Source organism: Kribbella hippodromi, from assembly GCF_039531045.1.
Classification (GTDB): Bacteria; Actinomycetota; Actinomycetes; order Propionibacteriales; family Kribbellaceae; genus Kribbella; species Kribbella hippodromi.
Genome location: NZ_BAAAPH010000006.1, coordinates 213372 through 225867, shown reverse-complemented (window position 1 = coordinate 225867; position 12496 = coordinate 213372). Strand labels below are relative to the sequence as shown.

11 protein-coding genes are annotated in these 12496 nt (G+C 68.0%); 7 read left to right on the top strand and 4 right to left on the bottom strand.

What is annotated here, in order from left to right:
- The first annotated feature begins 129 nt into the window (after window positions 1-129).
- Window positions 130-966 (top strand): putative protein N(5)-glutamine methyltransferase, encoded by an 837-nt coding sequence (locus ABD260_RS11700; RefSeq protein WP_344233453.1) that lies wholly within the window; start codon window positions 130-132, stop codon window positions 964-966.
- Here ABD260_RS11700 and ABD260_RS11695 read toward each other — a convergent pair.
- Window positions 923-2935 (bottom strand): GTP-binding protein, encoded by a 2013-nt coding sequence (locus ABD260_RS11695; protein WP_344233452.1) that lies wholly within the window; start codon window positions 2933-2935, stop codon window positions 923-925. The genes ABD260_RS11700 and ABD260_RS11695 overlap by 44 nt on opposite strands.
- Before the next feature lie 174 nt (window positions 2936-3109).
- Between ABD260_RS11695 and ABD260_RS11690 the strand changes: the two genes are divergently transcribed.
- Window positions 3110-3994, top strand: coding sequence for a phosphotransferase family protein (locus tag ABD260_RS11690; protein ID WP_344233451.1), 885 nt, complete (start codon window positions 3110-3112; stop codon window positions 3992-3994).
- 226 nt (window positions 3995-4220) lie between these two features.
- Here the strand turns inward: ABD260_RS11690 and pyrH are convergent, their stop codons facing one another.
- The gene (pyrH, locus tag ABD260_RS11685) at window positions 4221-4928 is read right to left on the bottom strand and encodes a UMP kinase (protein WP_344233450.1); all 708 of its coding nucleotides are present in this window, start codon (window positions 4926-4928) and stop codon (window positions 4221-4223) included.
- 129 nt (window positions 4929-5057) lie between these two features.
- Here pyrH and ABD260_RS11680 point away from each other — a divergent pair, with 129 nt between their 5' ends.
- Together ABD260_RS11680 and ABD260_RS11675 are read left to right on the top strand one after the other, a co-directional pair.
- Window positions 5058-5642 (top strand): VOC family protein, encoded by a 585-nt coding sequence (locus ABD260_RS11680; RefSeq protein WP_344233449.1) that lies wholly within the window; start codon window positions 5058-5060, stop codon window positions 5640-5642.
- 245 nt (window positions 5643-5887) lie between these two features.
- On the top strand, window positions 5888-6844 hold the full coding sequence (locus ABD260_RS11675; RefSeq protein WP_344233448.1) for a small ribosomal subunit Rsm22 family protein: 957 nt from the start codon (window positions 5888-5890) through the stop codon (window positions 6842-6844).
- Here the strand turns inward: ABD260_RS11675 and ABD260_RS11670 are convergent.
- Together ABD260_RS11670 and ABD260_RS11665 are read right to left on the bottom strand one after the other, a co-directional pair.
- The gene (locus tag ABD260_RS11670; protein WP_344233447.1) at window positions 6841-7293 is read right to left on the bottom strand and encodes a GNAT family N-acetyltransferase; all 453 of its coding nucleotides are present in this window, start codon (window positions 7291-7293) and stop codon (window positions 6841-6843) included. The two genes, ABD260_RS11675 and ABD260_RS11670, sit on opposite strands and share 4 nt — an antisense overlap.
- An 11-nt stretch (window positions 7294-7304) precedes the next feature.
- Complete coding sequence (locus ABD260_RS11665; protein WP_344233446.1) at window positions 7305-8240, bottom strand: helix-turn-helix domain-containing protein; 936 nt, start codon at window positions 8238-8240, stop codon at window positions 7305-7307.
- Between the two features lie 71 nt (window positions 8241-8311).
- On the opposite strand from ABD260_RS11665, the gene ABD260_RS11660 reads away from it, so the two are divergent.
- The 3 genes from ABD260_RS11660 to ABD260_RS11650 all read left to right on the top strand — a co-directional run bounded on the left by ABD260_RS11660 (window position 8312) and on the right by ABD260_RS11650 (window position 12457).
- On the top strand, window positions 8312-9682 hold the full coding sequence (locus ABD260_RS11660) for a saccharopine dehydrogenase NADP-binding domain-containing protein (RefSeq protein WP_344233445.1): 1371 nt from the start codon (window positions 8312-8314) through the stop codon (window positions 9680-9682).
- A 673-nt stretch (window positions 9683-10355) separates the two neighbouring features.
- A complete protein-coding gene (locus ABD260_RS11655) occupies window positions 10356-11927 on the top strand; it encodes a hypothetical protein (RefSeq protein ID WP_344233444.1) in 1572 nt (523 codons plus the stop codon).
- Window positions 11924-12457 carry a dihydrofolate reductase family protein gene (locus ABD260_RS11650; RefSeq protein WP_344233443.1) on the top strand — a complete coding sequence of 178 codons (534 nt, stop codon included), beginning with the start codon at window positions 11924-11926 and terminating at the stop codon, window positions 12455-12457. The genes ABD260_RS11655 and ABD260_RS11650 overlap by 4 nt, the downstream gene beginning before the upstream one ends.
- The last annotated feature ends 39 nt before the right edge of the window (window positions 12458-12496 follow it).

Below are 12496 nucleotides of genomic sequence, written 5' to 3'. Positions count from 1 at the left end.
ACGGGTCGGGGTGTACGGCGTCTCGGGGGTGCACTACCTGTCGAACTGCCGACTGGCCGATCACGTTCGTGGTTGCGGGTCGGTGCCTCAAACTGCCGGACCGTGGACAACTGCCGGATAAGGTGCGTTGTGCTTTCTGTTGAGCTTGGGCCGGTGGTTGAGCGGTTGCGGGCGTCGGGGTGTGTGTTTGCCGAGGACGAGGCCGCGATCATCGCCTCGACCGCGCGGGATGTTGCTGAGTTGACCGCGATGGTGGATCAGCGGGTTGCGGGGCAGCCGCTGGAGTACGTGGTCGGCTGGGCGTCGTTTTGTGGGTTGCGGATCTTGGTGGATCCGGGCGTGTTCATTCCGCGGCGGCGGACCGAGTTCCTGGTCTCCGAGGCGTTGCGCGTGACGTCGCCGGGGGCGGTTGTGGTTGATCTTGGCTGCGGGTCGGGCGCGCTGGGCGCCGCGGTGGCGGCTGAGCGGGACGTGTCGCTGGTGGCTGCGGATGTTGAGCCGGCGGCGGTGCGGTGTGCTCGGCGGAACCTTCCCGGTCGGGACGTGTACCAGGGTGATCTGTTCGACGCGTTGCCCTTGGATTTGCGCGGGCGGATCGACGTGCTGTTGTCGAACGTTCCGTACGTGCCGACCGACGAGATCCGGCTGCTGCCGCCGGAGGCCCGGTTGTACGAACCGCCGGTCACGTTGGACGGTGGGCCGGACGGTTTGGCGACGTTGCGGCGCGTGGTTGCTGGTACGCCGGAATGGCTCGCGCCGGGCGGGCATCTGTTCGTCGAGATGAGTGATCAGCAGGCGCCGATCGCGCGGGCGGTGATGGCCGAGTACGGGTTGGTCGCCGAGATCGTCACGGATGAGGATCTCGGCGCCAACGTCGTCCACGGTGTCAAACCTGGCGTCAAACCGGGCATCAAACCTGGTGTCAAACCCGGCGCTGGACGCGGAGCAGGTACTCCCGGCGGTTGAGCGGGTCGTGATCGGTGCGGGCGCGTTCCGGTACGGCGCCGGTGACCGGTTGATAGCGCTCGAAGGCGGATTCCAGTACGCCTTCGCCGCGGGTCAGCGCTGGTAGGGCCTGCTCCAGCTCGTACACGGCTGCCGCTGGGATTTCGCCTTCCAGCGTTGAGGTTTCGGCGGCCAGAGCGGGCACTTGGGGGATCGCTCGGAGTCGCGCGAGGGTGGCGAGTACGGCGCGGGTGGTGTCGGTGGGGATCTCCAATTGGAAGCTGTGCATTGGTTCGTGGACCGTCGTACCGGCCTGCTGGAGTGCTGTCATCAGGACCAGCGGGGTGAGGTTTCGGAAGTCGCCGGCGGTGCTCGACATGCTCTTGTCGAAGACCGCGTGGGCGTGACTCTGGCGGGCCGAGTAACCGGAGTGGGTCATCACCACGTGGGCGTCCGGGATCTGCCAGCCGTGCAGACCCTGATGGAGGGTTTCGCGGACGGTTTCCTCGACGGCCTTAATGAACGCGTACGGCATGGAGCCGAGCTCGACGTCCAGGTCGAAGCTGACGCCGGCGTCGCGCGCGGCAGGTTCGACGCGGAGGCCGATGGTGGCCAGGAAGGGGTTGTCGTCCTTCTTCTTGAACTCGACCGCGGCGCCGGTGCCGGTGATGCGCTCGATGCAGATCGTGGTGGTTTCGCGGAAGTCGACCTCGATGCCGAAGTCGGTGGCGAGGGTGGACTCGATCACCTCCTTTTGGACCTCGCCGTAGAGGGATACGTACGTTTCCTGGCGGAGGTCGTCTTGGCGGAGGTTGATGAGCGGGTCCTGCTCGGCCAGCTGGGTCAGCGCGGCGCGGAGGTTGCCCTTTTGGGAGGGGGTGCGGGCCGAGATGACGGTTTCCAGGGTGGGTGGGGAGAAGAACGTCGCCTTTGCGGAAACAATGTGGCGATTATTGGCAGTTTTGTTCCGGAGATCGGTGAGGCGGTCGCCGATGCGTACGTCGGTGAGGCCCCAGAGCTTGACGATCCGGCCGGGCGGGGCGGTGTGCGCGTGGGTGCTGCCGTCGCTGCCGTACAACTCGATCGCGGTGATCTTCGCTTCACCAGGCTCGGCCTTGCCGCGGTTGGCTCGGTCGAAGTGGATTCGTTGGCGGAGGTGGGCGGTGCCGCTGAAGATGCGCGCGTACGCGATCTTCTCCCCGGCCGGACCGCGTTCGACCTTGAAGACGGTCGCGTCGAGCGGACCGTCGTCGGTGCGAGCGCGGGGGAGGAGGTCGCGGATGCCGTCGGTCAGCGCGTCGGTGCCGGCTCCGGTGATCGCGGACCCGAAGTACACCGGGTGGACCTGCGCGTCGTACGTCTGCCGGGCGAGGGCGCGGTGCAGTGCGTCGGGCGCGAGTTGGGCGCCGTCGACGTACGCGCGCAGGAGGTCGTCGTCGTGTTCAGTCAGCAACTCCAGCAGCGCGTCCTCCTGCACGATCGGCTTGAACGCGGCCTCCGGCGTACCGAGGTGCGTCGCCTCACCCATCGGCACAATCGCCGGCGTGAGTTTGCGGGCGATCTGATCCAGCACGGTCGCGTACTGCGCCCCGCGCCGGTCGAGTTTGTTGACGAAGATCAGCGTCGGGATGCGCAGTCGTTGCAGCGTACGCATCAGGACTCGCGTTTGCGCTTGCACGCCTTCGACCGCGGAGATCACCAGCACGGCGCCGTCGAGTACGCTCAGCGCCCGCTCGACCTCGGCGATGAAGTCCGGGTGCCCCGGGGTGTCGATCAGGTTGACCGTGAGGTCCCCGATCGCGAACGACACCACCGCCGACTTGATCGTGATCCCGCGCTGCCGCTCCAGCGCGAGCGAGTCGGTCTGGGTACTCCCACGATCGACACTTCCGACCTCACCGATCACCCCGGCCGCGTACAGCAGCCGCTCGGTCAGGCTGGTTTTACCGGCGTCGACATGCGCCAGGATCCCAAGATTGAGTACTTCCACGCAGCTTCATGCCCTTCGAACAGACGTCACCGGATTCCGCGACAGACATGAAGTGAGGTCGCATGACGGACTCCTTAGAACTGACACCTGCTCGAACACCCCGAGTACACCAACCCGCCCCGGAGCACCACAAACCATTTAGCCCACCCCTACACCCATCCGTAAGCTGCCCCAATGCTCGACCCCATCACGCTGGCAACTCAGCACCTCGGCCCAATCACCCACGCAGAACCAGTCGACGGTTTCGCCGGCAACCAGACGCACCGCCTGCACACTCCCACCGGCACCTACTACCTGAAACACACGACAACCGCCCCCGCCGAGGCCCACGCCTGCAACCTCGCCCACTCGGTCAACGTCCCCGCACCGCAGGTGGTAGCCGTCACCTCGACCTACCTGATCACCGAGGCGCTCGCCGGAGAACCCCTACCACCGGCACACCTGTCCCCACTGCGTGAGGTTTCGGTACCGGGTCGCTCGCGGGCGTCGGGCGAGCGTCCCGTCGGCTTCGCCTCGAGCTCTCCTCTCCACAGCGCACCGGTGTTTCGGGAAGCCGGGGCGTGTATGCGGCGGGTGCACCAGCTGGTCGAACCGTCAGCTGACTGGCAAGCCACCCTCAGCACCGCCGTGGACAACCTGACTGTCCTCCACGAACCGGAGATCCGCGTTCACCTCAGCCTGCCGCCGGACGAACTGATCGTGCGGGCCCGCGAGCATCTCTTGCCGTTCATCGACTCGGTCGCAGACGTGACCCCGGTGCTGCTCCACGGCGATCTCCATCCGAGGCACCTGTATGCGACGGACGGTCACCTCACCGGCATCCTCGACTGGGGAGACACCACGTACGGCGACCCGCTCTTCGACCTGGCGCGGTTCTCCATGGCCGGTCCGCGCGCGACCGCCGACTTCCTCGCCGGGTACGGCCCAACCGACGTTCCGCCACACACCCTGTCCTGTTACCGCATGCTCTGGTCGCTGATGGCGCTGCAGGCCGAACACGCGGCCGGCGGCGACTGGTTCCACCCACACGTCGCCACCATCACCTATGAGCTCAGTTGATCCGTCCCTCGTGACTGATGTGTGGGTGCGCGGGCGGACAGGAGGTATGGGTTGGGTGGGTAGTGCACTTGAGCGTGAAGGGGTCGGGGTGTACGGCGTCCCGGGGGTGCACTACCTGTCGAGCTGCCGTTTGTCCGCTGCGAGCGCGGCCGAGGTTGATCCCCTGCATGCTCGGTCAGTCGGTCAGTGAGCCAGCCGGCAGTCCTCGCGCCCATCCAGCGGCGTGTTAGTTGATGAGGGTGCCTGCTGGGGTGCCTTTGAGGATGGTGGTGGCGGTGCCGGGGTGGTCTATGTCGAAGACGTGGAGGGGGAGGGCGTGGTCGCGGGCGAGGATGAAGGCTGACTGGTCCATCACGCCGAGGCCCCGGTCGATGACCTCTTTGTACGTGAGGTGGTCGAAGCGCTTTGCGTCCGGATGCTTGTTGGGGTCGGCGTCGTACACCCCGTCGGTGCCGTTCTTAGCGACGAGGAGTGCATCGGCGCCCAGCTCGACCGCACGCTGCACCGACGGGTAATCGGTGGTCGTGAACGGCTGTCCGTTGCCGCAGGCAAGGAGAACGATCGCACCCTTTTCGAGGTGCCGCAGCGCGCGCAGCCGGATGTACGGTTCGGCGAGCGTGTCGATCGGTAGCGCGGTCATCAACCGGACCCCGTGCGCCCCAAGCGCGGCGAGCCGGCCGCGGAGCAGTACGGCGTTCATCACCGTACCCAGCATCCCGATGTTGTCCGCCTCGACCCGGTCGATGCCCCACTCCTCGGCCCGGTTGCCGCGGAACACGTTCCCGCCACCAACCACCACCGCGACCTGCACACCGGTCGCCCGCAACGCGATCACCTCGGTGGCGAGATGCGTCAACCGGTCGCTGCTGAAACCGAAGTCGTTCGGCCCGGCGATCGCTTGGCCGGAGAGCTTGAGGACGATCCTGCGGTACATGCCGCTCCGTTCGGTCAGCTGGCGGTGACGCGACAGATGTATCACGCGACGGGTCACCCACGCCGCGTGGGAAAGAACTGTCGGTGGGTGGATCTAGTGTGTTCGGCAACCGGTTGAGTGGAGGTCGAGATGGCATCGGGTGATTGGCGGAAGCTGGCGCAGGCTCTGCAGACGCGGTTCGTGACGCCGTCGTTCGCGGCTGGTGCACGGTTCGCTCAGGTGGTGGGGGAGGCGTGCGCGACAGTCGACCGTACGCCGGAGCTGCGAATCGGAGCTGCGTACGTCGACGTGTCCTGCCGTGACGAAGCAACCGCCGACCGGATCAGTGCACTCGCGGCAGAGCACGGCCTGACCGCGGAACCAACAGCGGTCGCCCAAGTCGAGATCGGTCTGGACACGGCGGACCTCGCCGAGATCGGCCCGTTCTGGGCGGCTGTGCTGACGGGCTCGACCGACTCGTTCACCGGCAGCGACATCATCGACCCGACCGGCCGCGTGCCGAACCTGTGGTTCCAGGGCACCACCCCGCACGAACCACCACGACAACGGTTCCACCTGGATCTGTGGCTGGCGCCCGAGGTGGTTCCGGCCCGCATCGAGGCGGCGATCGCGGCGGGCGGGAAGGTCGTGTACGACGAGGAGGCGCCGATGTTCATCGTGCTTGCGGATCCCCAGGGCAACAAGGTCTGCCTGTGCACGTCGGAGGGACGTTAATTGGGGCGCGCGATGCCGACCGTTCTGTTACGGTCATGCTGACCCGAGGAGGTGGCCTGATGGCGTGCATGGTTATCCGGTTCCGCGCCGATCCCTCCTCTGCTGCTGTCTGCTGACCTGACAGCTTTCTCCGGACCGATTGGTGCGTCGCGGCTTTACGCCGCAGATCACGTACGCGCCGCCTGTGTACCCACCTGGGTGTGTACCGGGCGCGTACTCCGTGCCGATCGAACCGGAGTTTTCGCATGTCCGCCAAGGACACCCAACTTCATGCTGCCCTGACCCGCGCCGTCGCCGGCGTACCGCACCATGAGCTGCGCAAACGCGTGGCCGCCCTGTCACATCGCTACCGCACCGAACAGGTCGACGACGCCGCCCCCGCGTTGAACGATGCGCTCGACTGCCTCGCGTACGCGGTGATCCGCATGCCGGCCACCTATCGCGCGATGCATGCCGCGCTGACGGCGGCCGAGCACCACGTACACGCGCCGATCGCCACCCACCTGGATCTGGGCGGCGGAACCGGCGCTGCCGCGTGGGCGGCCGCGGCCGTCTGGCCCACGATCACCACCGAATTACTGGAGCGCCAACGCCCCGCGATCCAGCTCGGCCGGCAACTGGCGGCCGAGCAGCTTCCCGCACTTCGGTGGACCGCCGCCGATCTCCGCTCGGGCGAACTCGACCGGGATGTTGACCTGATCACGATCGGCTATGTGCTCAACGAGCTCACCGCGGACGACCGCACAGCTGTCGTGAAAGCGGCCGCCCGCGCCGCCAACACCATCGTGATCGTCGAGCCCGGCACACCCCGCGGGCATCAGCGTACGGTCGACGCGCGGGACGAGCTGATCAACCACGGCTACACGATCGCGGCGCCCTGCCCACACCAGTACGCGTGCCCGATCGCGTCACCGGACTGGTGCCACTTCGCGGTCCGGCTCCCACGCACCGAACTGCACCGGATGCTCAAGGACGGCGCCCGCAACTTCGAAGACGAGAAGTTCAGCTATCTCGTCGCAACCCGAGCCCCGATCCGGCCGTCCGCAAGCCGCGTGCTCACCCGCCCAACCCGACCGAAGAACCGCGTAATCCTGGACCTCTGCACCACATCCGGCACCAAGACCCAGCTCACCATCCCAAAGTCAGCCGATACCTACCGCGCGGCCCGCCAAACCACCTGGGGCGACCCCTGGCCAAACTAACCCCGCGCCGGGCGCATCACGTACGCCGTCTTCTCATCCGCAGAAAACCCGCACCGCCGGTAAAACGCATGCGTCGCCGGCGTACGTGACCCCGTACTCAACATCACCTTGTAACACCCGGCATCCCACGCGGCTTGCAAGGTGCCGGCCATGATCCGCTGCCCGAATCCACGCCCGCGCAATCCGGCCTCCACCACAACGTTCTCGATCACGGCGTACGGCGCGCCGCCGCGGGTCAAGTTCGGTACGAGGTTCAGGTACGTGGTCGCGACGACTGCACCTTCGTGTTCAAGCACCATCAGCCGCATACCGGGCGTACGCAGAATCGTCGCGTACACCTCGGCGGCCTGCTCCTCCGGGAGTTCGGGATCGGCCGGGTGCAGTTGCCGGTAGAGGCGGAGGATCGCTGCGAGGTCAGCCGTGCTTGCGTCGCGGAAGTGCGGGGTCATGTCACGGCAGCCTAGGTGTTGTGGAAGGAGCGGCGATAGGCGTTCGGTGGCACGCCGACGACGCGTTTGAACTGCCGGCGCAGGGTAGTGGCGGTTCCCATGCCGGTGGCGATCGCGACGGCTTCGATGCCGTCGTCGGTGGTTTCGAGCAACTGTTGCGCGCGGCGGACCCGCTGCGTCAGCAACCACTGCAGCGGCGTCTGCCCGGTCACCGAGCGGAACTGACGGCCGAGGTGCCGTGGGCTGGTGTTCGCCCGCCGGGCCAGTTCGGTGACGGTCAGCGGCTGGTCCAACCGAGCCTGCGCCCACGCGAGTAGTTCCGCCAGCGCGTGATCACCGCTGACTGGCACCGGCGTCGCCACGAATTGCGCCTGACCACCGGCCCGATGCGGCGGTACGACCAGCCGCCGCGCGACCGTATTCGCGACAGCGGCCCCGTGGTCGACGTGCACGAGGTGCAGACACAGGTCGACCGCGGCGGCCTTGCCGGCGGAGGTCAGTACGTTCTCGTTGTCCGTGTAGAGCACATCCGGATCCACGATCGCCTGTGGATAACGTGCGCTTAGTACGTCTGTGTGGGCCCAATGCGTCGTCGCCCGGCGACCGTCCAGCAACCCGGCCGCACCGAGCACGAACGCCCCGGTGCACAAGGACGCGATCCGGGCACCGGCGTCGTACGCGGCCCGGACTGCCTCAACCAGTGCGGCGGGCGGTGCCTGATCCACGTCGGCGATCGCCGGGACGATCACCGTGTCCGCGCTCGCCAGCCGGTCGAGTCCGTCGTCCGGCTCGACCATGAATGGCCCGACCTGGACGGTCCCGGGTCCGCAGAGGCGTACGTCGTACCAGTCCTCGGCCCCGACCGGTGGGTTGCCGAAGATCTCGTACGCGACCCCGAGCTCGAAGTGCAACAGCTGTCCCGCGGTCGCGACCGCCACGGTGTGCATGTCCGAAAGTGTACGGATGCTGTCGTTCCGGACTCTCACACCGCCGCACTCGCGTCCCGGAGACTCGCCGCATGAACCCCGTCAACACAGTCGTCGTGTACGGCGCAACCGGCCACACCGGCCGCTTCGTCGTCGAAGAACTCCTACGCCGAGCCATCCCCACCACCATCGCCGGCCGCAACCCATCCACCCTCACCGCCCTCACACGCCAGGTCGCACTCCCGCGCCGGACCGCGCTGCCGGACCAGCTCGCGTTGCCGGACCAGGCCGCCATGGACGGTACACAAGCCTGGGACCGAGCCGCGATCACGCCGGCCGCTGTTGACGATCCGCGAACGTTGGACCGGGTCGCGATCGCGCCGGCCGCTGTTGACGATCCGGGGGCGTTGGACCGGGCGTTCGCTCGCGAATGGGACCGAGCCGCGATCACGCCGGCCGCGGTCGACGACCCGAGGGCGTTGGACCGGGCCGCGATCGCGCCGGCCGCAGTTGATGATCCGCGGGCGTTGGACCAGGTCGCGATCGTCCCGGCCGCAGTTGATGATCGGCGGGCGTTGGACGGAGCGTTCGCTCGCCAATGGGACCGGGTCGCGATTGCGTCGGCCGCGGTTGATGATCCGGGGGCGTTGGACCGGGCGTTCGCTGGCCAGGCGGCTGTGATCAACTGCGCCGGTCCGTTCGCCCTGACTGCGATTCCGGTGCTCGAAGCGGCCGCCCGCAACGGTGTTCCGTACGTTGATGTCGCCGCCGAGCTCGAGGCGAACGTGACCACCCTCGGCCACCCGTCCGCGAGCCGAGCCGTCCCGGCGTGCGCGTTCTTCGGGGGACTCGCGGACCTGCTTGCCGCCGCCGCGCTCGACGGCGACACCAAGGCGGACCGGATCGAGGTCGCGTACGGGCTCCCGAGCTGGCACCCGACCCCCGGCACGCGTGTCGCGGGCGAGGTCTCGCACGAACGCCGCGGGGGCCGCCGGGTCCGGTTCACCGACGGTCAGCTGCGCTACCACCAGGACGCGCCGGTGCACCTCGACTGGACGTTCCCCGAGCCGCTCGGGCGCCGTCGGGTGATTGCGGAGTTCAGCATGGCCGACATCGTCACGATTCCGAGCCACATCGACGTATCCGAGGTCCGCTCGCTGATGACCGTCGACGCCGCCGCGGACCTTGCCGATCCGAACACCCCGGCGCCGGTCGCCGTCGACGCACTCGGCCGCTCCGAGCAAACCTTCGTGGTCGACGTCCGCGTGCACACCGGCGGAGTCGAGCGCCGCGCGATCGCCCGCGGCCAAGACATCTACGCGATCAGCGCACCCCTCGCCGTCGAGGCAGTACAGCGACTCCTCGACGGCCGCACCCGATCCACAGGTGTCGCGTCCGCGGGCGCGATGTTCGACGCAGCCGACTTCCTCAACGCCCTCCCACTCGAGGTCGAGGTTCACTAACGGCCTCGTCGCCCTTCCATTCGAGCTCGAGCTGCCCCGGCCAGCCCAACGCGCTCTCGCAGGGGAGTGAGCTGCCACGGCCAGCTCGACGCGCTCTCACACGGGAGTGAGCTCCATGGTCGGCTCGACGCGCTCCCACTCGAGGTCGAGCTGCCCAAGAGAGCTCGCCGTGCTTCCGTTCGAGTCGAGCTGCCACGGCCAGCCCAACGCGCTCCCACACGGGAGTGAGCTGCCACGGCCGGTCCAACGCGCTCCCACTGGAGGTTGAGCTGCCCTAGAGAGCTCGCCGCGCTTCCGTTCGAGTCGAGCTGCCCCAGAGAGCCCGGCGCCATCGAGGTTGAGCTGCCCCGGCCGGCCCAATGCGCTCGAGGCCGAGCTGTCACGGTCGGTCCGGCGCGCTCTCGCTCGGGAGTGAGCTGCCCCGGTCGGCTCGACGCGCTCGAGGTCCAGCTGTCACGGCCAGCTCAACGCGCTGTCCCTCGCGAGTGAGCCCCATGGCGCTCGCTCGAGAGTGAGCTGCCATGGTTGGCTCGAGGTGTTTTCGATCGGGGTTGAGCTGCCGTAATTGGGCGGCGCGCTCGTGGGTTGGCGTCGGGCTGCCGGCGGCGGTGGGCTCCGGGACACTGGCATAGACCGCGTTTCGTCCGCTCGCGACAGCCGGAGGCAGCCCGCCATGCCTGATCTACGCCCGTCCCGCCGTTTCGTGCTCCGCACCGGCGCCCTGACCGCCGCCGGCAGTCTGCTCCTACCCGGCACCGCCTACGCAGACACGATCGACTACACCGCCCGGAGCACCTTCGACGCCTGGGATCGCCTCTTCCAGCAAGGCGGCCCAGGCCAGCCCGATCAGCCGAACGACAACACCAATCGCGACGGCCGCTCCGGCATGCTCGCCTGGAGTCAGTCGTACGTCCTGCTCGGCCTCATCCGCATGTACGAGACGTACCGCGACACCCACTACCTGGACCGCCTGATCGACAACATCGACCAGGTCCTCTCCGTACGAGACAGCGAACGCGGCGTCACCGACTACCGCGGTCTCTCCCAACCGGCATGGCGCGCCGACCACCCGTATACGACCGGCGTCGCAACCCTTGCCGACAGCAACGGTCGACCGCTGCTCGACCTCCGCGAAGCACTCACCTACGCCGAAGACACCACAGTCACGGTCTCCGCCGGCACCCGCCCCGACACCTTCACGGTCCACCTCGTCAACACCTTCGTGAACCGCACAGTCACCCTTCCAGACCTCTCCCTGGACCCGGCGAGCCCCGACTACGCCGTCACCCGGATCTACGCCGCCGCCCCCGGCCCCCTCCAACTCACAGCCGTCGACAGGCGCCCAACACCAGGCCCCGGCGACTTACCTCGCCCCGGCGCGTACGAGATGCGCTGCCGGCCGGTCATCTTTGCCGTCCACACCGGCATGATCACGTACCCGATCGCCAGCTTCGTCCGCATCGTGCTCAGCTCGCCCGTACTGCGCCGCCGCTACCAGCGAAAGGCGGCCGAGTACCTGCAAGCGTGCCGTGAAGCTGTGGCGGTCCACGACTGGGAGTACCGCGACGCCGGTCATCTGATCTGGCCGAAAGGACAACCCCTCGCGTACGACGGATGTGAGCAGCCGATCAACCAGTCGGTCGGGCTCGGCCAGACCATGGTCGAGCTGGCGCTGATCACCGGCGAGCGCGAGTACCGGCAGAAGGTGGCCGCGATGGGCCGGATGATGTCGGCGCAGCTCACGGCCGACGCCGGCGACGCCTACCTGTGGCACTACTGGCCGACCGGCGGACGGATCTACGACGGGTTCACCAAGACCGGTGATCCGGCGACCGATGTCTCGATCTTCACCCCGTCGGGTGGTCCGGCGCGGCAGTTCGAGGACATCAGTCACGGCGCGATCGACGTCGAGTTCGCGGTCCGGGCGTTCCGCGCCAAGCTGGCCTTCACCGGGCGTGACCTGGCCAGAATCGCGCGGACCTTCACCCAAAATGTCGCCACCAAGGACGCCGACGGTCTCCCCGCCGTACACACGACGGTTGCGGGTGGCGCTGTCGGCGCCGCGTCAGTCGCGCATCAGGCACCCCGCTGGATGCAAATCGCCCCGTGGGACCGCAACGTCCACGCCCACTGCCTGGCCCTCTACAACCGCTACCAGCCCACTCCGGAACGCGACGGCCAGCAGGCGATCGGCTTCGGCTGGCTCCTGGCCAACGTCGCGTACCTGAACTGGGGTGCCAGATGACAACCACCTACCTGATGACGTCCACCCTGAACGGCTTCGTCGCCGGCCCGGACAACGAACTCGACTGGCTGTACGACCTGCCCGCGGCGGACCGTGACTTCAGCCAGTTCCTGAACGGTGTCGGAGCGTTGGCGATGGGCGCATCCACGTACGAGGCGGTGCTCCGCGACTCCGACCTGCTTGCCCTCCCGGACCGTTGGCGCGAGGCACACGGCGACCGCGCCGTCTGGGTCTTCACCCACCGCCAACTACCGCGCGTACCAGGGGCGAACCTGCACTTCGCGACCGATGTCGCAGCTGAGCATCCAGCCATGCTTGCGGCCGCTGGCGAGCGGGACGTCTTCGTCGCCGGCGGTGGCGCGCTGGCGGCGGCGTTCGCGGCTGCCGGAGTGCTTGATCGGGTGATCATCGGGATCACGCCGGTGCTGCTCGCGGCCGGCAAGCCGCTCTTCCCCGGTGCCGCGCGGCTGCGGCTGACGGGGGTGGAACGCCAGGGGCAGGTCGCCTTCCTCAGCTACGACGTGCTCTGAGCGTTTCGGCAGGTTGCCGTCACGTCAGCCTTTCGTTGG